This is a genomic window from Empedobacter sp. UBA3475, from assembly GCF_002378465.1.
GTDB lineage: Bacteria > Bacteroidota > Bacteroidia > Flavobacteriales > Weeksellaceae > Empedobacter > Empedobacter falsenii_B.
Window position 1 is genome coordinate 87,952 of sequence record NZ_DFRA01000002.1, and the last position, 26,090, is coordinate 114,041.

Annotated in this window: 25 protein-coding genes, 4 tRNA genes and 1 pseudogene; 12 read left to right on the forward strand and 18 right to left on the reverse strand. The window is 31.8% G+C overall.

Going from position 1 to position 26,090, the window contains the following annotated elements; genetic code table 11:
* Positions 1–45: 45 nt before the first annotated feature.
* The 4 genes from B3I31_RS00740 to B3I31_RS00755 all read left to right on the forward strand — a co-directional run bounded on the left by B3I31_RS00740 (position 46) and on the right by B3I31_RS00755 (position 3,954).
* Positions 46–2,850, forward strand: a complete 2,805-nt coding sequence (locus B3I31_RS00740) for an alpha-amylase family glycosyl hydrolase (protein WP_188319574.1) — start codon at positions 46–48, stop codon at positions 2,848–2,850.
* Positions 2,851–3,216: 366 nt separating this feature from the next.
* On the forward strand, positions 3,217–3,603 hold the full coding sequence (locus B3I31_RS00745) for a sialidase family protein (protein ID WP_349678966.1): 387 nt from the start codon (positions 3,217–3,219) through the stop codon (positions 3,601–3,603).
* Entirely contained in the window at positions 3,597–3,800 is a 204-nt protein-coding gene (locus B3I31_RS00750; protein ID WP_225532379.1) for a sialidase family protein, read from the forward strand. Before B3I31_RS00745 ends, B3I31_RS00750 begins: the two co-directional genes overlap by 7 nt.
* Positions 3,787–3,954, forward strand: coding sequence for a sialidase family protein (locus B3I31_RS00755; protein ID WP_225532378.1), 168 nt, complete (start codon positions 3,787–3,789; stop codon positions 3,952–3,954). The genes B3I31_RS00750 and B3I31_RS00755 overlap by 14 nt, the downstream gene beginning before the upstream one ends.
* Positions 3,955–4,007: 53 nt before the next feature.
* On the opposite strand, the gene B3I31_RS00760 is transcribed toward B3I31_RS00755, so the two are convergent.
* The 4 genes from B3I31_RS00760 to B3I31_RS00775 all read right to left on the reverse strand — a co-directional run bounded on the left by B3I31_RS00760 (position 4,008) and on the right by B3I31_RS00775 (position 6,957).
* A complete protein-coding gene (locus tag B3I31_RS00760; RefSeq protein ID WP_225538918.1) occupies positions 4,008–4,724 on the reverse strand; it encodes a TIGR00730 family Rossman fold protein in 717 nt (238 codons plus the stop codon).
* A gap of 70 nt (positions 4,725–4,794) precedes the next feature.
* Positions 4,795–5,499: a Bax inhibitor-1/YccA family protein gene (locus B3I31_RS00765; RefSeq protein WP_284584249.1), complete on the reverse strand. Its 705-nt coding sequence runs from the start codon at positions 5,497–5,499 to the stop codon at positions 4,795–4,797.
* A gap of 59 nt (positions 5,500–5,558) precedes the next feature.
* A complete protein-coding gene (gene pnuC / locus B3I31_RS00770) occupies positions 5,559–6,245 on the reverse strand; it encodes a nicotinamide riboside transporter PnuC (protein WP_291060231.1) in 687 nt (228 codons plus the stop codon).
* Between the two features lie 82 nt (positions 6,246–6,327).
* Positions 6,328–6,957 (reverse strand): 4'-phosphopantetheinyl transferase family protein, encoded by a 630-nt coding sequence (locus B3I31_RS00775; RefSeq protein ID WP_280049879.1) that lies wholly within the window; start codon positions 6,955–6,957, stop codon positions 6,328–6,330.
* Between the two features lie 74 nt (positions 6,958–7,031).
* On the opposite strand from B3I31_RS00775, the gene ahcY reads away from it, so the two are divergent.
* The gene (gene ahcY / locus B3I31_RS00780) at positions 7,032–8,345 is read left to right on the forward strand and encodes an adenosylhomocysteinase (protein ID WP_291060234.1); all 1,314 of its coding nucleotides are present in this window, start codon (positions 7,032–7,034) and stop codon (positions 8,343–8,345) included.
* 160 nt (positions 8,346–8,505) lie between these two features.
* Positions 8,506–9,081 (forward strand): hypothetical protein, encoded by a 576-nt coding sequence (locus tag B3I31_RS00785; RefSeq protein ID WP_291047693.1) that lies wholly within the window; start codon positions 8,506–8,508, stop codon positions 9,079–9,081.
* Between the two features lie 21 nt (positions 9,082–9,102).
* Here B3I31_RS00785 and B3I31_RS00790 read toward each other — a convergent pair whose 3' ends face one another.
* Positions 9,103–9,729, reverse strand: a complete 627-nt coding sequence (locus B3I31_RS00790) for a hypothetical protein (protein ID WP_291047691.1) — start codon at positions 9,727–9,729, stop codon at positions 9,103–9,105.
* 158 nt (positions 9,730–9,887) lie between these two features.
* On the opposite strand from B3I31_RS00790, the gene B3I31_RS00795 reads away from it, so the two are divergent.
* Complete coding sequence (locus B3I31_RS00795) at positions 9,888–11,213, forward strand: PDZ domain-containing protein (protein ID WP_291087370.1); 1,326 nt, start codon at positions 9,888–9,890, stop codon at positions 11,211–11,213.
* Between the two features lie 18 nt (positions 11,214–11,231).
* Here the strand turns inward: B3I31_RS00795 and B3I31_RS00800 are convergent, their stop codons facing one another.
* From B3I31_RS00800 to dnaE, 11 genes are all read right to left on the reverse strand, one after another.
* Positions 11,232–11,822: a hypothetical protein gene (locus B3I31_RS00800; protein WP_280061780.1), complete on the reverse strand. Its 591-nt coding sequence runs from the start codon at positions 11,820–11,822 to the stop codon at positions 11,232–11,234.
* Positions 11,812–12,243 (reverse strand): RNA polymerase sigma factor, encoded by a 432-nt coding sequence (locus tag B3I31_RS00805; RefSeq protein ID WP_409410629.1) that lies wholly within the window; start codon positions 12,241–12,243, stop codon positions 11,812–11,814. Before B3I31_RS00805 ends, B3I31_RS00800 begins: the two co-directional genes overlap by 11 nt.
* Positions 12,244–12,320: 77 nt before the next feature.
* Positions 12,321–12,584 carry a hypothetical protein gene (locus B3I31_RS00810; RefSeq protein WP_291047683.1) on the reverse strand — a complete coding sequence of 88 codons (264 nt, stop codon included), beginning with the start codon at positions 12,582–12,584 and terminating at the stop codon, positions 12,321–12,323.
* 72 nt (positions 12,585–12,656) lie between these two features.
* The gene (locus B3I31_RS00815; RefSeq protein WP_291047682.1) at positions 12,657–13,136 is read right to left on the reverse strand and encodes a DUF2938 domain-containing protein; all 480 of its coding nucleotides are present in this window, start codon (positions 13,134–13,136) and stop codon (positions 12,657–12,659) included.
* A 78-nt stretch (positions 13,137–13,214) separates the two neighbouring features.
* Complete coding sequence (locus tag B3I31_RS00820) at positions 13,215–13,622, reverse strand: NUDIX hydrolase (protein ID WP_291047681.1); 408 nt, start codon at positions 13,620–13,622, stop codon at positions 13,215–13,217.
* A 107-nt stretch (positions 13,623–13,729) separates the two neighbouring features.
* Positions 13,730–13,806 (reverse strand) — tRNA-Asp (locus B3I31_RS00825).
* Between the two features lie 57 nt (positions 13,807–13,863).
* Positions 13,864–13,937: transfer RNA gene (locus B3I31_RS00830), tRNA-Asp, on the reverse strand.
* 48 nt (positions 13,938–13,985) lie between these two features.
* Positions 13,986–14,059 (reverse strand) — tRNA-Asp (locus B3I31_RS00835).
* Positions 14,060–14,102: 43 nt separating this feature from the next.
* Positions 14,103–14,176: transfer RNA gene (locus tag B3I31_RS00840), tRNA-Asp, on the reverse strand.
* Positions 14,177–14,303: 127 nt separating this feature from the next.
* Complete coding sequence (gene trxA, locus B3I31_RS00845; RefSeq protein WP_038331009.1) at positions 14,304–14,621, reverse strand: thioredoxin; 318 nt, start codon at positions 14,619–14,621, stop codon at positions 14,304–14,306.
* 111 nt (positions 14,622–14,732) lie between these two features.
* Positions 14,733–19,133: a DNA polymerase III subunit alpha gene (dnaE, locus tag B3I31_RS00850; RefSeq protein WP_221854003.1), complete on the reverse strand. Its 4,401-nt coding sequence runs from the start codon at positions 19,131–19,133 to the stop codon at positions 14,733–14,735.
* A 102-nt stretch (positions 19,134–19,235) separates the two neighbouring features.
* Here dnaE and B3I31_RS00855 point away from each other — a divergent pair, with 102 nt between their 5' ends.
* A complete protein-coding gene (locus B3I31_RS00855; protein ID WP_115001941.1) occupies positions 19,236–19,760 on the forward strand; it encodes an NADPH-dependent FMN reductase in 525 nt (174 codons plus the stop codon).
* Between the two features lie 270 nt (positions 19,761–20,030).
* Positions 20,031–20,534 (forward strand): hypothetical protein, encoded by a 504-nt coding sequence (locus B3I31_RS00860; protein WP_038331001.1) that lies wholly within the window; start codon positions 20,031–20,033, stop codon positions 20,532–20,534.
* A gap of 15 nt (positions 20,535–20,549) precedes the next feature.
* On the opposite strand, the gene B3I31_RS00865 is transcribed toward B3I31_RS00860, so the two are convergent.
* Positions 20,550–20,918, reverse strand: coding sequence for a MerR family transcriptional regulator (locus B3I31_RS00865; RefSeq protein WP_038331000.1), 369 nt, complete (start codon positions 20,916–20,918; stop codon positions 20,550–20,552).
* Between the two features lie 9 nt (positions 20,919–20,927).
* A complete protein-coding gene (locus B3I31_RS00870; protein ID WP_291060511.1) occupies positions 20,928–21,878 on the reverse strand; it encodes a M23 family metallopeptidase in 951 nt (316 codons plus the stop codon).
* A gap of 99 nt (positions 21,879–21,977) precedes the next feature.
* Between B3I31_RS00870 and alaS the strand changes: the two genes are divergently transcribed.
* From alaS to B3I31_RS00885, 3 genes and pseudogenes are all read left to right on the forward strand, one after another.
* Entirely contained in the window at positions 21,978–24,587 is a 2,610-nt protein-coding gene (alaS, locus tag B3I31_RS00875) for an alanine--tRNA ligase (protein WP_291047676.1), read from the forward strand.
* A 103-nt stretch (positions 24,588–24,690) separates the two neighbouring features.
* A pseudogene (locus B3I31_RS00880) lies at positions 24,691–25,602 on the forward strand (DMT family transporter).
* Between the two features lie 80 nt (positions 25,603–25,682).
* Positions 25,683–26,078 (forward strand): DUF805 domain-containing protein, encoded by a 396-nt coding sequence (locus B3I31_RS00885; protein ID WP_244958051.1) that lies wholly within the window; start codon positions 25,683–25,685, stop codon positions 26,076–26,078.
* Positions 26,079–26,090 lie beyond the last annotated feature (12 nt).

Here is a 26,090-nt window from a genome sequence, read left to right on the forward strand (position 1 = left end):
TTCAATTACGTTTTTTAATGGCTTTTTTCTAAAACTACACAAAACATGAAAAACATTCTATCTATTTTAATGCTTTTAATGGTAATATCTTTTACCAAAGCACAAATTACAACAACTCCTTCACCACCCGAAGCAAACCAAGCAGTTGTAATAAACTTCGATAAAACAGGAACAGGTCTTGCCAATTATTCAGGAGATATTTATGCGCATACAGGCGTAACTATTGATGGAAAACAATGGGAAAATATAATTGAAAGTTGGGGAAATAATACCACTCAACCCAAATTAACTTTCGTTTCTGGATCAACCTACAAATTAGAAATCCCTACATCTATTTATCAATTCTATGGAGTTGATACTTCTAAAAATATTACAGCAATAGATGTTGTTTTTAGAAGTGCAGATGGAAAACAACAAACTACGGATCTTTCTATTTCGGTAGGTTCTTTCAAAGTTACTTTAACTAATCCGCTCGAAAATTCAATTACAAATGTTTCTTCAGGATCAAGTTTTAACATCAAAGCGATAGCTACAAAATCTGCTAATTGGACATTATCTGCTAACGGAACTCAAATTGATGCATTAAATAATTCAACTTCTTTTGATAAAAATTATACCATTTTACAAAATCAGAATTATACATTAAATGCAACTTTTAATGGTCAAACAATAAGCAAATCTTTTACAATTAATATCAAACCAACGGTTAAAGATGTAGCCATTCCATCTAATTTACATGAAGGAATTAATTATTTGAATAATGATTTTACAAAAGCATATTTGGTTTTATACGCTCCACAAAAAGAGTTCATTCATGTAATCGGAAGTTTCAATAATTGGCAACTTTCTGATCAATATGTGATGAATCGAGATACAACTAACAAGGATTTATATTGGATTGAATTATCTAATCTTAAAGCAAGTGAAATCTATACGTTTCAATATCGAACAAGTGATGGAATCAAAACTGCAGATCCTTATTCGACTTTAGTTTTATCGCCTTATGATGATCCGTATATTACCGCAGCAACTTACCCAAATATGCCTGTATATCCTACTGGACAACAATTTGAAGTTTCGGTTTTACAAACAAATCAAGCAAAATACAATTGGAAAGTTTCAAATTTCAATCGCCCAAATAAAGAGAATTTGATGATTTACGAATTATTAATTCGTGATTTCAATTCGACAAAAACATGGCAATCTTTAATTGATGATTTTGATTATTTCAAAAAATTAAACATCAACGCAATCGAAGTTATGCCCGTAATGGAGTTTGAAGGAAATATTTCTTGGGGTTATAATACAGCTTATCATCTTGCTTTGGATAAAGCTTATGGACCAGCAGATAAAATGAAAGAGTTCATCGATTTGTGTCATCAAAATGGAATTTCAATCATTTTAGATGTTGCTTTAAATCATGTTTATGGTCGATCTCCGTTGGTTAGAATGTGGATGAATGATCCCGACAATGATGGTTTTGGAGAACCAACTACTACAAATCCTTATGTTAATCAAACCTCAAAACATAGTTACAATGTTGGATACGATTTAAATCATCAATTAACACCAACTCAAAATTATGTACAACGTACATTAAAACATTGGATTGAAGAGTTCAAAATTGATGGATTTAGATGGGATTTAACAAAAGGATTTACACAAAATTGTACACCTTCTGATGAAACTTGTACAAACGGATATCAGGCTGATCGTGTAGCAATTTTAAAAAAATATGCAGATATGCAATGGACAATTGATCCGAATTCCTACATCATTTTTGAACATTTAGGAAATAATGGTTCAGCACAAGAGGAAACAGAATGGGCGAATTATCGCATTAACGAAGGTAAAGGAATTATGCTTTGGGGTAAAGCGACTAATAATTTTAATCAAAATACAATGGGATATGCTTCGGATAGTAACTTTGATTGGTTGAAGCATACTGTAAAAGGTTTTACGAAAAAACATTTGGTTGCCTACGCAGAAAGTCATGATGAAGAAAGAATGATGTACAAGAATTTACAATATGGTGCATCATCAGGAACTTATAATGTAAAAGATTTAAAAACTTCTTTAGAAAGACAAAAAGCTTTAGGTGCCGTTCTATTTACGATTCCTGGTCCTAAAATGTTGTGGCAATTTGGAGAATTAGGATATGATTATTCGATCAATCATTGCGAAGATGGAACAAATAATGACGGATGTCGCACCAATCCAAAACCTATTCCAAGCGAAATTGGTTACTTAACAAATGCCGATAGAAAATCTGTTTATGAAGTTTGGTCAAAAATTATTGGTCTTAAATTAAACAACAAAGTTTTCGAAACTGATAATTATACAATTACATCTGGAGATTTAAAACCGCGTATTCAGATTACAAATAATTTATTATCGTCGTCTGATTTATATGAGGTAATTGTTATTGCAAACTTCACAACAAGCACTCAAGCAATTGCGCCACTTTTTCCATTTACAGGAAATTGGTACAATTTGATGGACGAAACAACGCTGAATGTCACCAATACAAATTCATCATTTACAGTTAATCTAAATCCAGGTGAATTTAGAATTTTCGGGAATGCAAAAGCAAATTTATCAACAGATAATATTGAGGTTAATTCAGAAAAAATCTCTGTAACTCCAAATCCAGTTTCTTCCTCTTTTTCATTAAATATTAATTCAGAAAAAGTAAAAATTTATGATTTATCAGGAAAGTTGGTCAAAGAATTTTCAGGAAAATTTTCAGCAATACATCAATTTAACATCAAAGAATTACCAAAAGGTATTTACATTCTTGACATTGAAGCTAAAAATCGAAAATCGTCGGCGAAACTGATTAAAAATTAATTTTAAAAAAAGCCATTAAAATTCGTTTTGATGGCTTTTCATTTTCACAAATCGTTGAAAAATCAATAACTTGTCGGTTAATTTACACCATGACAAAAAAGAAAAATTCTACTTGCCATTTTTTCCTTCGCTTATACGCTGGGATTTGCCCAAACCAACAAACAAGTTTTATTTACAATCAAAAATCAATCGGATGTCAAATGTTATCGCATTTAGAGTATCATTACATCAGCAAAAGGAATATTGATTGCGGCAATCGACGAGCGTGTTCCAAATTGTGGCGATTTACTTTACAATCCTAATATCAATATTGTGATTAGGAAAAGTGATGACAAGGGAAAAACATAGTCAGCAATCAAGCGAGTTATCGATTTTCCAGATCAAGAATCTGCTTCTGATGTATCAATGGTTTTGGATGAAAAGACAAAAGAAATTTATCTTTTTTACAATTACATGAATCATAAAATTGCGAAAAATGAATTTCGATTACATTTTGTAAAAAGTGCTGACAATGGAGAAACGTGGTCAAAACCTGTTGATATTACGGACCAAATTACGCCAACGGAATGGAAAAAAGATTTTAAATTCATTACTTCTGGTCGTGGCGCATACACAAAAGAAGGTTGGATTTTGAATACATTGGTTCGATTGAAAGACGGTGTTTACGTATTCGGAAGTAAAGATCATGGAAAAACGTGGGAACGAATTTCGAGTGTTGCAGAAAAAGCTGACGAAACAAAAATTGGATGTTAAATGCGCGCATTCAAAATGCTGGTTTCCGTAAAATATTTATCTCAAAAGATCAAGGAAAAACATGGACTTCTAAAATGGATGAACAATTAATTGATCCAACTTGTAATGCTTCGACATTGGTTTTAGGAAAAGATATTGTGTTTAGTAATTTGCATGATTCAAAAGATAGTCAAAAACCTGGGATTGAAAGTAAGTAGAGATCAAGCGAAAACATGGAATTTTTTCAAAACTATAGAACCAAATTCTTCGGCTTATTCCGTTTTAACGAATATATCAAAAAATAAAATTGGTATTTTTTATGAAGCTAATGATTACCAAGATATGGTTTTTGAAGTAGTTGATTTAAAATAAATTCAATCATAAAAATATAAAAAACCTCATCAAATGATGAGGTTTTTTGTTGCTTAAAAATTAAGCTTAATATTATATTTTTCGTAGAAATTCTCGATGTGAGCAACTGCTTCTTCTGCTGTATCAACCAAACGGAAAAGATCCAAATCTTTCTCAGAAATATAACCTTCTCTCAAAACTGTTTCTTTGATCCAATCAATTAAACCTGACCAATATTCAGTTCCAACTAACACAATTGGGAAACGACCTGTTTTCTTTGTCTGAACTAAAGTTAATGCTTCAAACAGTTCATCTAATGTTCCGAAACCTCCTGGCATTACGATGAATCCTTGAGAATATTTTACAAACATCACTTTTCGAGCAAAGAAATAATCAAAATTTATTTCATATTCACGGTCAATATATTTGTTCAATTCTGTCTCGAAAGGCAATGTAATTCCTAAACCAACAGATGAGCCTCCTCCTTTTTGAGCACCTTTATTTGCAGCTTCCATAATTGCAGGTCCTCCTCCTGTAATAACACCAAAACCTATTTTAGTTAATTGATAGGCAATTTCCTCTGCTAATTGATAATAATGATTTTCTTTTGATGTACGTGCCGAACCAAAAATAGAAACACAAGGTCCAATTTTTGACATGGCTTCATAACCATTTACAAACTCTGCCATAATCTTGAACAATGCCCAAGAGTCATTTATTCTAATCTCGTTCCAATCTTTTGGTCGAAACGGAGATTGTATTCTATCTACTTCTTTTTCTTTATTTGTCATAGTATTTTAATAAAAAGAACCGTAACAAAAATGCTACGGTTCAATATACAAATTTATTGTTTGTTTCTGTTTAATCTCTGCTCATAAAAATTCTTAAAATATACCAGAATAGTAACATTAATGATGCAAATAACGACAATGCTGCTGCAACATATTGTTGTGTTCCGAACTCATATTTTAATTGGTGAGTGTTGTACAAAATTGCTCCACCAGCTAAGGCGCACATTCCAACTGAGAACCATAATCCTAGATCGAACCCGAATAACATTCCTGCAATAATCAATCCAATTGCTAAGAAAAATCCTATAGTTAATGCTCCTCGTAAAATAGAGAAATCTGCTTTTGTTAAAAATACAATAGCTGATAATCCTACAAATAATCCTCCTGTTACTACAGCTGCTTGTTTTATAACGTATGTTCCGCCATAATACAATGCGATGTAAAGCATTGGAACAAAAATTAAAGCTTCTGCAATTATATACAATAAGTAACCTAAGTATTGTTTTGATTTAGAAATCGAACCATAAGCCATTTTTTGTGCGACCCAAGTAACTCCCATGAAACCTGCTAATAAAATAAGCCAAAGATATCCAGAAGTTAAACTTAACATAAAGCTTACTAATGCTTCTGATTTTAACATCAAAGATTCGATTAAAACAAATACTAAAACTCCTCCTGCAACGTGTCCGTAAGTATGTTTATAGAAATTTGCCCTTTCTACACTCGTTGCCTCTGCAACCAATTGGTTTTGTTGATATACGTGTTGATCTTCCATATTTTTTTAGGTAAAATTTTTGATAAATAATTAATGCTAAAATAATAAAATAAACTTATTTACTCGCTCACTATTTTTTGGTAATTTTTAATAGATTTAATCCAATCAATTAGTCCAATAATCGATAAAACTAACAAAACAATATACTGAAATGATGTAATCACAGCTCCTTTATGAATCATCAGTGGAATCATCACCAAATCACCAATTATCCAAAAAAACCAATTATCAATTTTTCGTCTTGCCATCATCCACATCCCAATCAAAAAGATGGCTGTTGTCGATGCATCTATAAAATCTATTTGAGTATAATGAAATTGACATTGATTGATAAAACTTGTGTCAAATCCATTCTGAATAACTGGACGGAAATAATAAATCGTCAGAATAAACAGAAAACTCAATGCAAACAAAATCGTTGCATACAAATATTCTTTTTTCGAAGCCCACGAAACATCGACATGTTTATGATCTTCTTCAAGATTTTTTTGCCACAAAATCCAACCATAAATCGCCATTGAAGTATAGTAAACATTAATAATTGTTTCACCATATAATCCCCAATTAAAAAATAAATAAATGAAAATAAATGTTGAAATAATTGTAGTTGGATAAACCCAAATATTGCGTTTGTAGGTATAATAAACTGAAATAATTCCGAAAAAAGTTGCTATCGTTTCGAGCAAGATATTCAACTTAGAATAGGTTTTGTAAGGCGCAAGGATATAATCAATAAAATCGTTCATTCTTAAGTTGTGAGTTGTGAGTTAAAAATAATTCATTCTAAATCAAAAATCTAAATTCGTAATTCTAATTTTAAACTTCGACTTATTCATAATCCAACACCCAAACCAAATAATATTCACCAATCATTTTATAGAATGCATGATATTTACGAGATTTCACATCATCCGAAATCCAACAAATAAATTGTTTATTTTCTATTAATTCAAATTCTTCTGCACGATAATGATTCAGAAAATTCCAAAGATTTCCACCATTCAATTTGTACAAACCTTCTTTCATTCCCCAAATTACATGCAAATATTCAGTTTCATGTTCTTGCGGAATCCAAGCGATTTCATCTGGACGCGCAAATTTGTGTTTAATGTTTAAAATTTTTCTTGGTCGAGCCAATTCAATATCTATCCCAATATTATATTCGCTCACGCCAACAGAAACCAATCCATAGGAATGCGTGATAGAAATTTCTTTATTTGTAGGTAAAAAAGGTTTTCCTCTTTCGTCATAATTTACATCATAATCCAAGTCCAATTTCTTTAGACAAGCGCGCAAACCAAGATATTCTCTCGCCTGTTTAGGTCGAAGATTATTATATTTTTCTATTCTATAGTCCTCTAAATGAAGATATTCTAATAATTCTTCATTCGATTCTGTTACATTCCACGTAATAATGCGGGTATGTTTAAAATCGTTAATATAATCGATAACGGGCATTTTATTAATCGAAATTTGTTTGTAAATTTGTTCCTTATAAACTTAAAAAAAAAGTTAGTTAAATATATCAATTGATGGATACAAAAACGCAATACATTCCATACAAAGTTAAAGATATTTCTTTAGCTGAGTGGGGAAGAAAGGAAATTACGTTGGCTGAGGCAGAAATGCCTGGGTTGATGGCTATCCGTGAAGAGTACAAAGCTGCTCAACCTTTGAAAGGTGCTCGCATTGCAGGTTGTCTACACATGACAATCCAAACTGCAGTATTAATCGAAACGTTGGTTGCTTTAGGAGCTGATGTTACATGGTCGTCATGTAATATTTTCTCTACACAAGATCACGCTGCTGCTGCAATAGCTGCTGCTGGGATTCCTGTGTATGCTTGGAAAGGGATGAACGAAGAGGAATTCGATTGGTGTATCGAGCAAACATTATTCTTCGGAGAAGATCGTAAACCATTAAACATGATTTTGGATGATGGTGGAGACTTAACGAATATGGTGATTGATCGTTACCCAGAATTGGTTGCTGAGATCAAAGGATTATCAGAAGAAACAACTACGGGTGTACACCGTCTTTACGAAAGAATGGAGAAAGGTACATTGCCTATGCCTGCAATTAACGTAAATGACTCTGTAACAAAATCTAAATTCGACAACAAATACGGATGTCGTGAATCTGCAGTAGATGCTATCAAACGTGCTACTGACTTGATGATCGCTGGTAAACGTGTTGTAGTTTGTGGATTTGGTGATGTTGGTAAAGGTACAGCGGCTTCTTTCCGCGGTGCTGGAGCAATTGTTACAGTAACTGAAATCGACCCTATTTGTGCTTTACAAGCATCTATGGAAGGTTACGAAGTAAAAAAATTAGATACAGTGGTTGCAAACGCTGATATCGTAATTACGACTACTGGTAACTTTGGAATTGTACGTGCAGAGCATTTCGAGAAAATGAAAGACAAAGTAGTTGTGTGTAACATTGGTCACTTCGATAACGAAATCGATATGGCTTGGTTAAACGGAAACTACGGAAACACGAAAGAAGAAATTAAACCACAAGTTGACAAATACAACATCAACGGAAATGACATCATCATTTTGGCTGAAGGACGTTTAGTTAACTTAGGTTGTGCAACAGGACACCCTTCTTTTGTGATGTCAAACTCTTTCTCTAACCAAACTTTAGCTCAAATCGAGTTGTGGACAAATTCATCAGCTTACAAAAATAAAGTATATACTTTACCGAAGCATTTAGATGAAAAAGTTGCAGAATTACACTTAGCTAAATTAGGAGTAGAATTAGAAGTTTTATCTCAAGAACAAGCAGAATACATTGGTGTAACGGTTGAAGGACCATATAAACCAGAATATTATAGATATTAATTAATTTTAATTTAGATTTTTATTTGAAGAAATAACACACTTAACTATATGCCCTCGCCCTGAACAAGCGAGGGCTTTTTTATGCATAGAAAATTAAGCTCAACAATTAATTCTAAAAAGATTATCTTTAAAATATTATTGAATAATTTTATTACTGATTATGATTAAAAAATGTTTACAACTTGGATTCGTTTTAATTGGTTTTTCTTCACTTTTTGCACAAACTGAAAAACCTTCAGAAATATTCTGGAAAAATCTCGAAAAACATTGCGGTAAAGCTTACGAAGGCAAATTGCCCGAACATATTACGCGCGATGATTTTGCAGGTAAAAAATTAACCATGCATGTAAAAAGTTGTTCTACAAACGAAATTAAAATTCCGTTCAATGTTGGTGATAATTATTCGAGAACGTGGATTTTGACTAAAAAAGATGGAATCATCACGCTAAAACACGATCATCGTTACAAAAATGGAACTTCGGAAACAATTACATTTTATGGAGGAACAAATACAAATTATGGTTTCAAAGATTTTCAGATGTTTCCTGCCGATCAAGAAACTGCAACGTTAATAGATTATGCTTCGACAAATATTTGGTGGATTACCTTAGATGATAAAACGTTTAGTTACAATTTGCAAAAAGCTGGTTCTAAAACACCATTCCATGTCTATTTTGACTTGACAAAAGAAATTGAAACTCCGCCAGCACCTTGGGGGTGGGGAACACCACGATAATAAAAGAGCTGAAAAGCTCTTTTATCTTTTTATCAATAAATCAGCGTTTACAGATGGTTTTGCTCCCAAAGGATTTTTCTCAAAACCTCCATTTGTCGTTAAGTTTCTTGTAAATCCATTCGACAAAATAACACCACTTAAACAAACAAATTCATCAACCAATCTTTTTGTTATCAAAACACTTATATAAAATTCATCATTATAACTAATATTATCATCGGTTAAATCAAGTTTGTACGATTGATTTACAATATCACTTGGAGAAATCTCAATATTATTCTTTTCAAAAAATACATTATCAACAGGAGTATTTTTAGACGATTTATATAGTTTTAAATTTAATTTAAAACTTTCTTCTTTTGGAGGATATGAAAAATTAAAATTAATCGCTTTTACAATAAAATCTTTCTTAGGAGCATTCACCTGAATAAAACTTTCTATGATCGGTTTATTCCATTTTACACTATCTTTTATTGTAGAAAATTGAAGGCAAATACTTTTAGATTTTGTTTCTGGACCAACACGTTTCAAGCGAAATTTGCTTTTATCATACAAAATCGTTTCGTGTAATTCTATCGTATCTTTTTTATAATCTTGCGCATTTGCAAACGTTATAAAACATAAAAAAAAGAAGTAAATTTTTGTCATCTATTGGTTTTAAAATCATTTATCAATTTTATAAAATATAGATGTTCAAAATTCATAAAGGTTACACAATAACATGTTAAAGTTTCAATTTGGATATTAAGAATAATTTTATTATCACATCATTTTTTTGCATAATTTTAATAAAAACTGAAATTTGAATGAAAATTAGATTATTACTTTCAATAATTTTTGTGTTTACTTTTTTACAAATTCATGCACAAAAAAAGGAACTTTCTTTGTCTGAAAATGTAAATAAAGAAACTATCTCATTTCAATTTATCAAGAATTTAGTTGTTGTTCCAATTACATTTAATGGTCATCAAATGAATTTCATTGTAGATTCTGGACTTAAAGAAACTATTTTATTCAGCCAATATGACAAAACAATCAACAAAAACAATCTTCGCCAAATTAATTTAAAAGGTCTAGGAAAAGATAATGCTGATACAAAAGGATTTTTTTCATCAAAAAATCAAATCGTTTTAGGTCAAAATTATTCTTCAAACAATATGGATATTATCGTGATACAAGACGAGAATTTCAACCTCTTTTCTCGGTTAGGAATTGATGTTCATGGAATAATTGGTTCTGAATTTTTTAAAAACTATCCAATTCAAGTAGATTATGCAAAAAGAAAAATCACCATTTATAAATCTATTCTTGAAGTTAAAAAATTAAAGAAATTTCAATCAAATCCATTAGAAATAAGTCCAGAAATAAAACCTTTTACAACTGTTGATTTTACGCATCAAACAACTTACACAAATCAAAAAATGTTGATAGACATTGGAAATAGTGATGGTTTGTGGCTTTTCGAAAATCAAATTGAGAATTTAGCACCTTTACAACATGTATTTTCGGATGAATTGGGCAAAGGTTTTAATGGTTCTATTAATGGCAAACGTGGAGTTATAGATGCCGTAAACTTAGATAAATATAAACTTAATCAACCTTTAATTGCCATTCCAGATATCGAATCAATCCAATATCTTAACTTTAAAAATAATCGAAAAGGCTCTCTTGGAAATGAAATTTTGAGAAGATTTACAATTATTTTAGATTATAAAAATCAGTTGTTTTATTATAAACCCAATCGAAATTTCAAAGATGCTTTCCACTACAACAGAAGTGGATTAACGATAATTCACGATCAATTTGAATGGAAAAATGAAAAAATAAATATTGTATCACAAAATACATCTATATCTGAATATAATTCTATCACGACAAACAAAGTTAACTATCAATATGTGATGAAACCTGTTTATAAAATAGAAGCAGTTCGTAAAAAATCGAATGCAGATTTAGTGGGTTTGAAAGCAAATGATATACTTACAAAATTGGATGGAAAACAAGTGAATAAAATGAGTTTAGATGATATCGAAAAATTTATGATTAAAAATGAATTTCAGCAAATTTCTGTAGAAATTCTCCGAAATAATGTTCCAATGAAATTTAAGTTTGTACTTGACATTCCGTATTAAAAAAAGAGTAACTTTTGGTTACTCTTCTAATTGATGTAATATATTTTCTAATTCTACCAGATTCTTTTTATAATAAGTAGAAATCCACCATTTTAATAATAAAACGCAAATTAAAACATAGAAAAATAGTGTAAGAAAAATATAAAGATAAAACTGAAATTTATGAACAAATTGCAACGAGTTAGGATGCTGGATATACGAAACACCAATAATCATCAACATTAAAATACAGATCATGTACGAGTAAATACTGTAAATATCAATCGCAGATTTGTAATTGAAATAAAACCAATTGATGTTCTTTAACGAATTATATTCCAGATGATATGATCGTTTATAAAACTTGAAAACATAAATAAACGGCACCAAAAAAGTCAACGAAACACACAACAATGTCCACCAAATTGTTGGCGTATTTGCATCAAATAAGAAAGGAAAAGTATATAAAAACAATAATCCTAATAATTGAAAATAAAACTCTTGTTTCAATGTTTTTCTTACTTTATCAATAATGGTATTTGCTTCTTGATTAAGCTCAAGATTTGGATCAATTTTCACTTCATCTGAAGATTGATTGTCCCATTGTTTTTGTAATTCATCAAAATTCATAACCGTATTTTTTTATGATGATTTGTATTTTTTCTTTCGTTCTGTTCAATTTCACACGTGCATTTACTTCCGAAATTCCCAAGTTGATACTAATTTCCTTGTGATTTTGCCCTTCCAAAAACAGAAAAATCAATGCTTTCTCTACTTTATTTAATTCATGAACTGCTTTGTAAAACAATTCGAGTTGCGTTTCTTTTTCACCAGAATCCACCTCATCTACTTGATCAATATTTTCTAAAAAAGTATGACGATCTGCTTTTCTCTTTTCTTTTCTAAAATAAGTTAACGCCGTATTCAACGAAACGCGGTACATCCATGTCGAAAATTGAGACTTACCTTCGAAACGATCAAAAGATTTCCATAACTGCAAAACAATCTCTTGTATCAAATCATTTTGATCTTCAGAATTATCCATATACATCATAGCGATTTTGTGTAAAATCCCTTTGTGCTGATCGATTAATTCTAAAAAAAGAGTTTGTTTAGCTTCCAAAATCGTTACTTTATTTTTTTCAACGCAACTTGTTCATCATCGATAAATAAAATACAATTGACTCCGAAAAATTCTTGCAAAATATTTACTTTGATATTTAACTTTTCATCTTTAGAATTTTTCAAATGCCCCGTTAAAATTGGCGCAGAAAAATAGTTAATTTGATAATCTTGTAATTTGTCATTTACAAAAAGTTTTTCGCCAGAAAACCAATTATTCTCGATTCTGATAACATTATTTTCAACTGTTGCTTCCCAAATAGATTTCATCGTTTAATTATTTTAGTGTTTACTAGTAAGTAGAAAAAAAATAAAAACGTTACAAACTTTTTTGAAAAATATTTAGAATAGAGAAAGAATTAATGCAGAAATGTATAAGCCAAAACCGAAAATAAAATGTGTGAGTAAACTGCGAAAACGCATTACATTTGGCGATGGAAGTTTGGAAGATGCAAGTCCGAGCCCAAATGCTGGTTGCATAATAAAAAAAGGTGCTACAATTGTAAACAATCCTACAAATAAAGCGGGAAAAACGGTCGGATGATTTAACCATTCTACCCCAAAAATCACGACTAATAAAATAGAAAATGTAATTCCGATTAAGTAATGCGCCAACCAACCGATAAAAATTTCATTTTGAATTGGTTTTGAATCAAATATTTTATCATGTGTAAACTTTCCATTTGCAAAATGTCCAATCCAACGTCCTACAAATCTATAATCCAAAGATTTAATATTGAATAATTTCAAAATAAAAGCCCAAATATCCATCACAATTGTTGCACCAACGCCAACCAATATTGTTTTTATAATTATCTCCATCGTTTATTTTTTTAATAAAGATAGATTATTTCTTAATTAATGCAACTTAATCGCATTAATATATTTCAAAATATTTCCTTAAAATTTCATTTCTAACCAAATCGGTAAACTGAATTCTTCTAATAAATGAGCCAATTGAAATTCTTTGTAGTTTTCTTTCGTTATCCACGCCATTTCTTCTATCTCAGAAGCGATTTTAAGCGTTTCTAATGATTTTAATTTAACATGAAATACATTTGCATAAACTTCGGTATTAACTTCATTAACGGCAATAGAAGTGTGTTGCCCTAAAAATGAAACATCGTGCTGTAGAATATCAACATTAATCTCTTCTAAAAATTCGCGTCGAAGTGTGGTTAATAATTCTTCATCTTGTTCTCGTTTTCCACCAACCATCTGAAAAAATTTCGATTTCTTTTTTCGGACAGCTAACATTCTACCCGTTTCATCTGTAACCAAGGCGTTCACCAAATAAATATGATTCATTGTTATGCGTTATGCGTTATGCGTTATGCGTTATGCGTTATGCGTTATGCAAAAATAAAAAGTTTGGAGCAAAAAAAAGCCTCACAATAAGTGAAGCTTATAAAAGTTGGCGATCCGGACGGGACTCGAACCCGCGACCACTTGCGTGACAGGCAAGTATTCTAACCAACTGAACTACCGGATCAGTCTGTTTTTTTATTTATAATTTTCGATCGCACTAAAATAGAAAAAGAAATAGATGCGATCCGGACGGGACTCGAACCCGCGACCACTTGCGTGACAGGCAAGTATTCTAACCAACTGAACTACCGGATCAGAAAATTATAAATTGATATATTTTTTATGAATTTTTATAAAAAATTGCGATCCGGACGGGACTCGAACCCGCGACCACTTGCGTGACAGGCAAGTATTCTAACCAACTGAACTACCGGATCAGAAATTATAAAAAATATATTGTGTAAAAGAACGAACTTTTTGCGATCCGGACGGGACTCGAACCCGCGACCACTTGCGTGACAGGCAAGTATTCTAACCAACTGAACTACCGGATCAAAATCTGTATCGATTTCGGATTGCAAATATAGGCGGTTTTCTGATAAAACCTAAACTTTTTTCAAAAAAAATCTCGGAAATTTTGCATCCGAGATTCTTTTATTTCAAAATCAGCGATTTAATTTATTATAAAATCGCGTTTAATTTTTCTACTAATTGCTCTTTTGGAACAACTCCAACAACTTTGTCTACTACTTCTCCGTCTTTGAAGAATAAAATTGTAGGAATGTTGCGAATTCCATATTTTGCTGCAACTTCTTGGTTTGTGTCTACATCAACTTTACCAATAACTGCTTTTCCTTGATATTCTGTAGCAAGCTCTTCCACAACTGGACCAACCATTCTACAAGGACCACACCAAACAGCCCAAAAATCAACCATTGCTGGTTTTCCTGACTCTATAATATCTGATGCAAATGATGCGTCTGTTACTTCTAATGCCATAATCTTATATTTTTTTTATCTAATCTTAAGTTTACAAATCTACATAAAATTTTATTCTTGAAAAATTTCGTTCATATTATCTATCAATTATTCAATAGATGAAACGAATAATTAATTCAGTTTGAATGTAATTTCCTGCAATTCATCTAATTCTTTCAACAAATCTCGACAAATGTTAATTTTGATTTTACTTGCTGGTAAATCTAAATTATTCAAATAATCTTTTGGATCAATTAATTGAATTTTTAATAATTTATCTCCTTGATATTTGAACATAATATCTGATAATTTGCTAAATGTTTCTTCCGAAAATTCTGGAACTTCAATCTTCACCGTCATTTTTTCGGCTTGTTTTTCAACAATTTCATTCAACAACAAAATATTTGTGATGTTTTTATACACACGACCTTGCGTTACATTTCCTTCTTTGTCTTTGAATTCTTTTTTCGAGATATTCAATTTCAAATTCAAGAACATATTTTCCTGCATAAAGTGTCTATATTTCATATAATCGCTACCAAAAACCATGATATCCATCGAATCGGTGTAATCACTAAACGTAAAAATACCAAATTCGTTTCCATTTTTGGCAATTCTATGTTGAATATTTGACATCATTCCACAAATTGAAACTTCTTTGTTGACAAAATTATCTTCATTCGCATTGATATCAGAAATACTACAATTTGAAGCCATTTTCAACTCATGTTTGAAATCATCCAAAGGATGCGAAGAAATATAAATTCCAACAACTTCTTTCTCTTTCGACAAACGTTGTAACATATTCCATTTCTCACAATCTGGCAACATCGGAACCACATCTTCTACAACAGAATCACCACCAAAATCGCCAAATAAAGAAGTTTGAGCAGAGTTTTTTTGCTCTTGAAAATTTGCTCCGTATTTGATTAGTTTTTCCAAATTAGTTGTCGTATTTTCGATATAAAAATAACGTCCACGATGAAATTCAAACGAATCAAAACCTCCAGCTAAAACTAAGTTTTCGATTGTTTTTTTGTTCACTGTTCGCAATTCGACACGTTTAACAAAGTCGTATATATCTTTGAACGGACCATTTGCTTCACGTTCAGAAATTATCGAGTTTACTGCGGCTTGCCCAACACCTTTTACAGCTCCCATTCCAAAACGAATCTCGTAATTTTCGTTTACATTAAATTTTGTAATGGATTCGTTGATATCTGGTCCAAGAACCGCCAATCCCATTCGCTTACACTCTTCCATAAAGAAGGTCACTTGCTTGATATCATTCATATTATTTGAAAGAACAGCCGCCATATATTCTGCTGGATAATGTGCTTTCAGATAAGCTGTTTGATACGCTACCCATGCATAACACGTCGAGTGCGATTTATTGAAGGCATAGGATGCAAAGGCTTCCCAGTCTGTCCAAACTTTTTCTAAAATCTTAGGATCATGCCCTTTTTCTGAAGCTTGCGCAACAAATTTTGGTTTCATTTTATCCAAGACAGCTTTTTGCTTTTTCCCCATTGCTTTACGCAAAACGTCGGCATCACCTTTCGAGAAACCTGCTAATTTTTGCGAAAGCAACATTACTTGCTCCTGATAAACCGTAATTCCGTAGGTTTCTGATAAATATTCTTCCATCGCATCCAAATCGTACTGAATTGGTTCTTCACCATTTTTACGGCGAACAAACGACGGAATATATTCGATAGGCCCAGGACGATAAAGGGCATTCATGGCAATTAAATCCGCGAAAACTGTCGGACGTAAATCCTTCATGTATTTTTGCATTCCGGGTGACTCGTATTGGAAAACCCCAACCGTTTCGCCACGCTGGAAAAGCTCATATGTTTTTTCGTCGTCAATCGGAATTTCATCCGGATTGATTTCGATTCCTGTTCTCGCTTTTACTAATTTGATGGTATCTTTAATCAAGGTTAAGGTTTTCAACCCCAAAAAGTCCATCTTCAATAATCCGGCACTTTCTGCAACCGAGTTATCAAACTGCGTTACATATAAATCTGAATCTTTAGCTGTTGTTACAGGTACGAAATTCGTAATATCATCTGGCGTAATAATTACCCCACACGCGTGAATTCCCGTGTTACGAACAGAACCTTCTAAGATTTTTGCTTGCTGAATAGTTTCCGCAGCTAAATCGTCTCCATTCGATAAACGTTTTAATTCGCTTACAGCATCAAACTCTTCTGGTTTTAAGGCTCCTTTTAATGCAGCTTCATCTAAATTGAAGATTTTAGATAACTTCATATTCGGAATCAAACCTGCAACACGGTTCGCATCAAACAATGGTAAATCCAATACACGCGCCGTATCTTTAATCGAAGATTTCGCCGCCATTGTACCATAAGTGATGATTTGCGCTACTTGATTTGCTCCATATTTATCAATCACATAATCCATTACCAACGATCGACCTTCGTCATCAAAGTCGATATCGATATCGGGCATAGATACACGATCAGGATTTAGGAATCGCTCAAAAAGTAAATCGTACTGAATTGGATCTAAATTGGTAATCCATAAACAATAAGCAACTGCTGATCCTGCCGCCGAACCACGACCTGGACCAACCGATACGCCCATTTTACGCGCCGCAGCAATAAAATCTTGTACAATCAAGAAATAACCAGGATAACCTGTTTTTTCAATTGTGGCTAATTCGAAATCCAAACGTTCTTTAATTTCGTCTGTCAATTCTGGATAACGAATTTTTGCACCTTCGTAGGTTAAATGTTTTAAATAAGCATTCTCACCTCTTTTCCCTCCATCTTCATCATCTTCTGCGTGATGAAATTCTTCGGGAATATCAAATTTTGGAAGTAATACATCTCGATAAAGCGTGTATTCTTCTATTTTATCAACAATTTCTTGAATATTAATAATTGCTTCGGGAATGTCTTGAAACAATTGTTTCATTTCTGCTTCCGACTTAAAATAATATTCTTGATTTGGCAAACCAAAACGGAATCCACGACCACGACCAATTGGCGTTGATTGTTTTTCTGCATCGCGCACACACAACAAAATATCGTGTGCATTCGAATCGTCTTGATTGATATAATACGTATTATTTGTCGCAACAACTTTTACATTGTGTTTACGCGCAAACGCAAGCAAAGTCTGATTAACACGATCTTCATCTTCTTGTCCGTGGCGCATCAATTCGATGTAAAAATCATCACCAAACTGCTCTTTCCACCAAAGTAAAGCTTCTTCGGCTTGCTTTTCACCAAGATTCAAAATTTTGTTTGGAACTTCACCTTGTAAGTTTCCAGACAAAACAATTAAATCTTCTTTATATTCTTCAATAATCGCTTTATCAATTCGAGGCACGTAGTAAAACCCATCAGTATAAGCCTTCGATGCCATTTTTGCTAAATGATGATAACCATTTTTGTTCTTTGCAAAAATTACAATTTGATAGCCATTATCCTTTTTTGTTTTGTCTAAATGATTTTCACAAACAAAGAATTCGGAACCAATAATAGGTTTTAAGATAACTTCCGTTGGTTCTGCTCCGTCAGCAATTAACTCTTCATTCTTTACTTTTGCAGCTTTATTATGATTTTGTACTTCTGCATTAAAATGAAAAGCTCCCATCATATTTCCATGATCGGTAATTGCAACTGCAGTCATTTTATTTTTTGCCGCAGCACTCACCAAATCGTTTACAGAAATAGTCGATTGAAGAATTGAAAATTGTGTGTGATTATGTAAATGTGCAAATTTTGCTTTCTCGAATTGTGCTAAAACTTCTTCCGAAATATCAATAACCTCATCTCCTCCATCTTCTTTGGCTTTAATTTTCGCAATTTCTTGTGAAGCTTTTTTAAGATTTACGTGATTTAGTCCAACTGGCTGAATATTTGTTTCATTAATTGCATTAAATCGAACAAAATATTCATCTTCAACTTCTAACTCGTTTTTTGTAAAAATACCTTTACGAATCAACTCGAAAAAACAACGCGTAGTTGCCTCCACATCGGCAGTTGCGTTATGCGCTTCGCCAAACGAAACACCAAAAAGATATTGATGCAATTCCGTTAACGTTGGTAATTTGTAACGACCTCCACGACCTCCAGGAAGTTTCAATAACTCAGCAGTCACCTCGGTACAGGTATCCAAAACAGGTTTTTCGGCTAAATTATTTTCATAATTCAGACGATAAAATTCGGCTCCCATAATGTTAATATCGAAACCTAAATTTTGTCCAACAATAAATTTAGCTTTACCTAAAGCTTCGTTGAATTTATCTAAAACTTCTTTTAATGGAACACCTTTTTCGGTTGCTAAATCAGTTGAAATTCCGTGAATACGTTCAGAATCATACGGAATATCAAAACCATCTGGACGCACCAAATAATCTTGATGTTCAATAATTTGCCCCATTTCATCGTGCAATTGCCAAGCGATTTGTATACAACGCGGCCAGTTGTCGGAGTCAGAAATCGGCGCATTCCAATCTTTCGGAAGACCAGTTGTCTCTGTATCGTATATTAAGTACATTGAGTTTTCGTTTGAATCTGTAAATTTACGAAATCTTAGCAGAAGATTTTCTTAAGATAAGTTAAGAATAATTATCTATTTTAGATGTTCAAATCAACGAAAATGAAAAATATTTTCATCATTAATGGAAGCACAAGCGAAAATTCATCTAATCAAAAAATCATAGAAAATTTTATTTCTTCTACATCTCAATATTTCAAATGTACTGTTTTTGATGAATTAAAAACTCTTCCTCATTTTGATCCAGAACGTTCTATCGAAAATACGCCGCAAGAAATACTTGGTTTTAGAACTGAAATAGAAAAAGCTGATGGAATAATTATTTGTACGCCCGAATATATTTTTAGTATTCCGAGTGGATTAAAAAATGTATTAGAATGGTGCGTTTCTACAACTATTTTTGATGGAAAACCTTTAGGAATTATCACTGCGTCTGCAAATGGAGAAAAAGGACATGAAGAATTGCAATTGATAATGAAAACGTTGATGACAAACTTCAATAATGAAACAACTTTACTCATTCAAGGTGTTAAAGGAAAAGTAAATTCGGAAGGAAAAATTATTGATAAAGTAACTTTACAACAATTGGAAGAGTTCATCGTAGCTTATAACCAACTATTAACCTAAAATATGTTTTACGTTTATACTATTGCAATACCACTTTTGATTATTTTGACTTTTTATTTCGTTGAACGAAAAATATTCAAAATAAATAACCTTCTCATTTTAGTTTTTTTATTCTGGCTTTACTTGATTAGCTTATTTTTTTTACAATATTTTAAAATTTTAAATGATTTTTGGAGTTTATACTCCATTTTACTCTTCTTACTTCCAATCACTATTATTGTATTAATTATAAAAATTGTAATGATTATTCTAAATAATTTTAAAAAATAAATGAAACAAAAACTAATCTATATACTTTATTGGTCAGCAATATTTACGGTTTCAATATCAATGTTTGTGTATGGAATTGTAAAACCTACTCAATTCACAAATATGGATAACAGCATTAATAATCATCTTTCTGAAGGTCATCGATTGATGTGGAATTTTTATAGTTTTACCAAAGGGTATCCAATAATCATCGGAATTTTTGAAGTGATTGGTGCAATCACATTACTTTTTAGAAGGACAAGAATTTTTGCATGCTTGTTATTAACTACAATTTTAATCAATATTATTCTACAAGATTATTTCTATGAAATTGTTGCGCTAAATTCTTCTATTTTTTATCAAGTTTTAGTCTTTGTTATCTTAATTATTGACAAAGAAAGAGTGATTGAAATTTTTTCGAAACTATTTGAATTAAAAACTAAACTAAAACCAAACTGGATTCTAATCATTATAAGTTTTATACTTGCAATTGGCTTTAAATTTATTGAAACAAAAGTTTTATAACCAAAAAAGATGAACTTAATTCAGTTCATCTTTTTCTAAAATTTCTTCCGACTCAAAACTCATTTTAAGTTTGATGAGTTCATCTTTTATATTTTCTAATCGCTTCACAACATCTATTTCATCTGTTGTTGTCGCAATTCCTTTTTTACCAATCGCTTGTTTTGCACCTTCTAACGTATAGCCTTTTATTTTTACCAAATAATAGATATTCTTGAAACAATCAATATCATTTTTGGTAAATAATCGATTTCCTTTTTTGTTCTTTTTGGGTTGAATAATTTCAAATTCTTTCTCCCAAAATCGAATCAACGATGCATTTACATCAAAGGCTTTGGCGACTTCGCCAATCGAGTAATATAGTTTATCAGGCAGGTCTACGTTCATTATCAGCGTTTAATCCAAAGATAATGACAATTTTTTAGAGTTTTGATAAATTTTAATGAAATCGTCTGGATCTACATCATTGTAGAAATACATAATTGGATCTACAGGTTCTCCATTCTTGTGAATTTCGTAATGCAAATGCGCTCCTGTCGACAATCCAGTCGTCCCAACATAACCAATTACATCGCCTCTTTTCACTTTTTGTCCACTACGAACTTTCGCACGAGACATGTGAGCATACAAACTTTCGTAACCATTTCCGTGTTTCAAGACCACCATATTTCCGTAACCCGAATTAAATTCAGAAACTTTTACAGAACCATCTCCAGTTGCATAAATTGGTGTTCCTGTAGAAGCTGCAAAATCTAAACCTTTGTGCATTTTATTCACTTTCAAAATTGGGTGAAAACGAGATCCATAACCAGAAGCTAATCTACTTACATATTTATCTGCAACAGGTTTTAGAACTGGCATTGATGATAAATTGGCATCTTTTACACCAGCAGAACGAAATACTTCGTCCAACGATTTTGATTCAATTTCGATTTTATCAATCAATTTTTCGATATCTTCTGCTGTATAATTATCAATTTCTTTGTTTACAGAATCGATATTTTCATTGACACGCATATCATAAATTGTACGATAAATATTGCGATCTTTTTCTTCGATTTCTGTCAAAGCCTCTTCAACTTCTTTGAATTTTTTATGTAATTGCTGATTTTCATTTTCCATTCTTTCCAACTCAGCCAATAATTTGCTTTTGTCGTCTTTGAATTTCCCTGCTCTCGATGCGTATTCAGAATCATTAAAATGATAACCAATCATTCCAGCAGATATTGTCGATAGACATAAAAATAGTAATACGTATAATGCTGTTTTAGGAGTATTTTGGACTCTTTTCTTCGCCCAACTCATTAAAAATTTCACAGAATTATACTTATAGTTTTTATTTTCCATTACTTAACCAACCTTTTATTATCTTTGTAAAACGTTTGCAAAGTAACGAATATTGTACGAGTAAACTTGTTAATCAAATGATAAAAATAATTTAATTAAATGAAATCCAAAGATATAAGAAAAGAATTTCTGCATTTTTTTGAGACAAAAGGCCACTTAATAGTAGACTCTGCGCCGATTGTTTTGAAAGACGATCCGACATTAATGTTCAATAATTCGGGGATGGCACAATTCAAAGAATATTTTTTAGGAAACGGAACTCCAAAAAGTAATCGTATCGCGGATACACAAAAATGTCTTCGTGTTTCTGGTAAACATAATGATTTGGATGATGTAGGAAAAGATACTTACCACCACACGATGTTCGAAATGTTAGGAAACTGGTCTTTTGGTGATTATTTCAAAAAAGAAGCAATCGCTTGGGCGTGGGAATTACTAACAGAAAAATACGGAATCTCTAAAGATCAAATTTATGTAACAGTTTTTGAAGGTGATAAAGGTGACGGAACATCATTAGATGAAGAAGCATTAGAACTTTGGAAACAACATATTGCTGAAGACAGAATTCTTTACGGAAATAAAAAAGATAATTTCTGGGAAATGGGTGATATCGGACCATGTGGACCATGTTCTGAAATTCATGTTGATATTCGTCCAGAAGCTGATCGTTTAGCTGTTGATGGTAAAACATTGGTTAATATGGATCATCCACAAGTTATCGAAATTTGGAACTTGGTATTTATGCAATACCAACGTAAAGCTGATGGTTCTTTAGAATCTTTACCAGCGCGACACATCGATACAGGAATGGGATTTGAGCGTTTAGCAATGGTTTTACAAGGAAAATCATCAAATTATGATACAGATGTTTTTCAACCAACAATTCAAAAATTAGAAGAAATTTCTGGTGTAAAATATGGCGCAGCAGAAAAAACAGATATCGCGATTCGTGTTGTAGTTGACCATTTACGTGCAGTTTCTTTTGCAATTGCAGACGGACAATTACCATCAAACACAGGAGCTGGATATGTAATTCGTCGTATTTTACGTCGTGCTATTTCTTACGGATATCGTTTCTTAGGTCTTAAAGAGCCTTTTATCTATAAATTATATCCAATCTTGAAAGCTGAAATGGGCGATTTCTTCCCAGAATTAGTAAAACAAGAAACAATTGTAACTGGCGTTATTCGTGAAGAAGAAGCATCTTTCTTACGTACAATTGAACAAGGATTAAATCGATTAAATCAAATCATTGAGCAATTAGGAGATTCTAAAATTGTTCCTGGTGATGTGATTTTCGAATTATATGACACGTTTGGTTTCCCTGCAGATTTATCTCGTATTGTAGCAGAAGATCACGGTTTCACAATTGACGAAGCTGGTTTTGAAGCTGAAATGGCGAAACAAAAAGAACGTTCGAAAAAAGCAACTGCTTTATTAACGGATGACTGGGTTATTTTAGATGATAAAGGAAACGAAACCTCTATCGCTTATGATAACACAGAAGCTGAAGTAAAAATTACACGTTACAGAAAAGTAAAAAATAAAAAAGGAGAATTTTTCCAATTAGTATTCAATCAAACGCCATTCTATGCAGAATCTGGAGGACAAATTGGTGATACAGGATCAATTTCTACTTTGAATGAAACAATTGAAGTTGTTGACACGAAAAAAGAAAATAACTTAGTAATTCATTTCGTTGAAACTTTACCAGAAAATGTAAACGCTACATTCAATGCGAAAGTTGACACAGAAAAACGTAATGAGACAACTAAAAATCACTCTGCAACACACTTAATGCACGAAGCTTTACGCGAAGTTTTAGGAACGCACGTAGAACAAAAAGGTTCGTATGTTGGAGACGATTATTTACGTTTTGACTTTTCTCATTTCTCTAAAATGACAGATGAAGAATTGGCTATTGTTGAGCAAAAAGTAAACGATAAAATTGCAGAAGCTTTACCATTAATCGAAAAAAGAGATTGTGATATCAACGAAGCTATTGCTGATGGAGCTATGGCTCTATTTGGTGAAAAATATGGTGATAAAGTTCGTGTCATTCGTTTCGGATCTTCAATCGAATTATGTGGTGGTACGCACGTAAAAAACACAGCAGATATTCGTTTGTTCAGAATTTTATCTGAATCTTCTACTGCTGCTGGTATTCGTCGTATCGAAGCAATTACATCAAACAAAGCAATCGAAGCATACAAAGATGCTGAGAAAAATTACAATGATGTTTTAGCTGCACTTAAAACGAAAAATGATGCGGTAAAAGCGGTTCAACATTTATTAGATGAAAATGCAGAATTGAAAAAGCAATTAGAGTCTTTTGTTGCGCAACAAGCTGCTGCTGAGAAAGCGACTTGGAAAGCTGCGATTAAAGAGATTAATGGTGTTAATTTCTTAGCGGTTAAAACGAATTTAGATACAAATGCCGCAAAACAAAATGCAATTGATTTAACAAAAGAAATCGAAAATGCATTTATCGTTGTTGGTACGAATGATGCCGTAAAACCATCGATTACAATTTCTATCGCAAAAAACCTTGTAGATGAAAAAGGTTATAACGCAGGACAAATTGTAAAAGAAATCGCGAAGCACATCAATGGCGGCGGAGGTGGACAAGCTTTCTTAGCTACAGCAGGTGGTAAAGAGGTTTCTGGATTAGATGCTGCACTAAAACAAGCAGAGGATTTTGTTAAATAATAAATCTCTATTATAATACTTTAAAAGCGACTTGGTTTATCAAGTCGCTTTTTTTTTATTTTTATAATTCTATTTTAGAATTAACACTTTTAACTTTTTTATCTTGAAAGAGATCAAATTATTGATTGCCGTTAGTATAGTTGCAATTGTTTGGGGAACAACTTTCCTCGGAATTCGTATAGCTGTAGAAACTATTCCTGGTTGGTTTGTTGTTGAAATTCGTCAATTTTTGGCAGGACTAATTATGCTAATTATTTTACTATCTAAAAAGGAATTAAAATAGATTGGCTGGAAAAATTTGTCTTATCAACTTATATTTTCAAGTTTGATGTTAATCGCTGCAAATGGATTAACTACTGTTGCCGAAGAAAATTTATCGAGTAGTTTAGCTGCATTAATCAGCGCAACCTCTCCTATTTTAGTCTTTTCAGGAAGTATTTTTATTGGTTTACAAAAATTTAGTTACCGCGGATTATTAGGTGTTTTACTTTGTTTTTGCGGCGTAATATTTATTTTTTGGGATGGAATTAAAGAATTAGCAAATCCAGAATATAGAACCGGAATTATTTTACTTTTTTGTGCGATTACAGGTTGGGCAACAGGAACTATTTTCACCAAGAAAATGAATATTCAATCTAAAAATATTTCTCTCAATCTTTTTTACCAATTTATATTTGCTGGAATTGTTCAAATTATTTTTGCATTCGCTTTTACTAAAAATTATAATTTCGAGAATTGGAGTACAAAAAGTATTTCTGCCATGCTTTATTTAGCTGTTTTTGGTTCTGTGATTACGTTTTTCTCTTTTCATTATGCATTGACCAAAATTTCCCCTATACAAGTTTCTATTCTTTCTTATTTCAATACGATTATTGCAATTATTTTGGGTTGGTTAGTTCTTGACGAGCAGATTTCATCAAAGTTTATTGTCGCTACTATTCTAATTATTCTTGGTGTTTTTATTATTAACTATAAGCCAGAAATGTTCAAAACTAAACGTTTAAAAGCAGATTAAGAGTTGCGTAATAAAATTTATTTTAATATTTTTAACATAATTTAACAACTTAATCTATGATTGAAATATACAAACGAGTAATGTTTGACAATTACGCCAATTTCTCGGGAAGAGCCCGCAGAAGCGAATTTTGGTATACAACTTTAATTAATACTATATTTTTTATAATATCTTTCATTTGTTTATTTAAATTTATAAATATATCAGACATAGTTTCATATACTATTGGAGGAATAATAGTTTTATTTTTTTTTATAACTCTTATACCAAGATTAGCTTTAATAAGTAGAAGATTGCATGACACAGGAAAAAGTGGATGGTTCTATTTATTAACTTTTATACCTGGAGGAAATCTTATTTTATTAATATTTTTTATTATGGATAGTCAACCAGGTTCTAATCAATGGGGACCAAACCCAAAAGAAACTGATGATTCTATCAACGAAATAGGAAACGATTTAATCGAAAGATATTAAAATTAAAAAGCG

Excerpts from the sequence above, each read along its gene's own strand:
- B3I31_RS00750 (WP_225532379.1), top strand. The coding sequence starts at position 3,597 with ATGTTAAATGCGCGCATTCAAAATGCTGGTTTCCGTAAAATATTTATC.
- B3I31_RS00740 (WP_188319574.1), top strand. The coding sequence starts at position 46 with ATGAAAAACATTCTATCTATTTTAATGCTTTTAATGGTAATATCTTTT.
- B3I31_RS00800 (WP_280061780.1), bottom strand. The coding sequence starts at position 11,822 with ATGAATTTTGATGAATTACAAAAACAATGGGACAATCAATCTTCAGAT.
- pnuC (WP_291060231.1), bottom strand. The coding sequence starts at position 6,245 with ATGAACGATTTTATTGATTATATCCTTGCGCCTTACAAAACCTATTCT.
- trxA (WP_038331009.1), bottom strand. The coding sequence starts at position 14,621 with ATGGCATTAGAAGTAACAGACGCATCATTTGCATCAGATATTATAGAG.
- B3I31_RS00865 (WP_038331000.1), bottom strand. The coding sequence starts at position 20,918 with ATGAACGTAGACCTGCCTGATAAACTATATTACTCGATTGGCGAAGTC.
- B3I31_RS00855 (WP_115001941.1), top strand. The coding sequence starts at position 19,236 with ATGAAAAATATTTTCATCATTAATGGAAGCACAAGCGAAAATTCATCT.
- B3I31_RS00885 (WP_244958051.1), top strand. The coding sequence starts at position 25,683 with ATGTTTGACAATTACGCCAATTTCTCGGGAAGAGCCCGCAGAAGCGAA.
- B3I31_RS00775 (WP_280049879.1), bottom strand. The coding sequence starts at position 6,957 with ATGCCCGTTATCGATTATATTAACGATTTTAAACATACCCGCATTATT.
- B3I31_RS00785 (WP_291047693.1), top strand. The coding sequence starts at position 8,506 with ATGATTAAAAAATGTTTACAACTTGGATTCGTTTTAATTGGTTTTTCT.
- B3I31_RS00815 (WP_291047682.1), bottom strand. The coding sequence starts at position 13,136 with ATGGAGATAATTATAAAAACAATATTGGTTGGCGTTGGTGCAACAATT.
- B3I31_RS00790 (WP_291047691.1), bottom strand. The coding sequence starts at position 9,729 with ATGACAAAAATTTACTTCTTTTTTTTATGTTTTATAACGTTTGCAAAT.
- B3I31_RS00860 (WP_038331001.1), top strand. The coding sequence starts at position 20,031 with ATGAAACAAAAACTAATCTATATACTTTATTGGTCAGCAATATTTACG.
- B3I31_RS00795 (WP_291087370.1), top strand. The coding sequence starts at position 9,888 with ATGAAAATTAGATTATTACTTTCAATAATTTTTGTGTTTACTTTTTTA.
- B3I31_RS00810 (WP_291047683.1), bottom strand. The coding sequence starts at position 12,584 with ATGAAATCTATTTGGGAAGCAACAGTTGAAAATAATGTTATCAGAATC.
- B3I31_RS00820 (WP_291047681.1), bottom strand. The coding sequence starts at position 13,622 with ATGAATCATATTTATTTGGTGAACGCCTTGGTTACAGATGAAACGGGT.
- B3I31_RS00805 (WP_409410629.1), bottom strand. The coding sequence starts at position 12,243 with ATGTATATGGATAATTCTGAAGATCAAAATGATTTGATACAAGAGATT.
- B3I31_RS00765 (WP_284584249.1), bottom strand. The coding sequence starts at position 5,499 with ATGGAAGATCAACACGTATATCAACAAAACCAATTGGTTGCAGAGGCA.
- ahcY (WP_291060234.1), top strand. The coding sequence starts at position 7,032 with ATGGATACAAAAACGCAATACATTCCATACAAAGTTAAAGATATTTCT.
- B3I31_RS00760 (WP_225538918.1), bottom strand. The coding sequence starts at position 4,724 with ATGACAAATAAAGAAAAAGAAGTAGATAGAATACAATCTCCGTTTCGA.
- alaS (WP_291047676.1), top strand. The coding sequence starts at position 21,978 with ATGAAATCCAAAGATATAAGAAAAGAATTTCTGCATTTTTTTGAGACA.
- dnaE (WP_221854003.1), bottom strand. The coding sequence starts at position 19,133 with ATGTACTTAATATACGATACAGAGACAACTGGTCTTCCGAAAGATTGG.
- B3I31_RS00870 (WP_291060511.1), bottom strand. The coding sequence starts at position 21,878 with ATGGAAAATAAAAACTATAAGTATAATTCTGTGAAATTTTTAATGAGT.